This is a genomic window from Virgibacillus carmonensis (assembly GCF_057836705.1).
The window spans coordinates 1-504 of record NZ_JBYQFJ010000450.1; the positions used below are offsets into that span (position 1 = coordinate 1).

Genomic DNA, 504 nt, shown 5'->3' on the forward strand with positions numbered 1-504 from the left:
ACGGCATACAAGGGGAGATGAGGAAGAGGGCCGTATCGAATTGGTCCGTTCTTTACCGGTCGGGCGGTTATCCAATTTGAATGCAACGATATTAGTTTACACCGTCAGTTTTATCGTTTTATCACTCCTTACCGGTTTAGGGTTATACGCACTAAATATTGAAAGTATGCAGATAGAAGGGTCTTTATTATATGGCGCGACACTTGGGGCAACGGGAATTTTCTTTGCTGGTGTCACAACAGTTTTCGCCCAGCTTTCGGAGAGTTCACGCGGTACAATGGGTTTATCTATTGCTATTCTGCTAATCGCTTACATTGTGCGTGCGGTTGGCGATGTAAGTAATGAGACGCTGAGCTGGATCTCACCACTCGGTTGGGTTACCAAAACAGCAGCTTATGATGCGAATAATTGGTGGCAAATCGTATTAATGATTGGTGTATCGATGGTTCTGTTTGCAATTGCAAACTATTTGCACGGGATTCGTGATTTAGGGAGCGGCTTCCT

Annotated in this window: 1 protein-coding gene; it reads left to right on the forward strand. The window is 44.8% G+C overall.

Annotated elements, in window-relative coordinates; translation table 11 throughout:
• Positions 1-504, forward strand: a 504-nt coding sequence (locus tag AC3G7N_RS22835) for an efflux permease Rv1217c-related protein (protein WP_493508108.1), incomplete at both ends; no start/stop codon positions are given.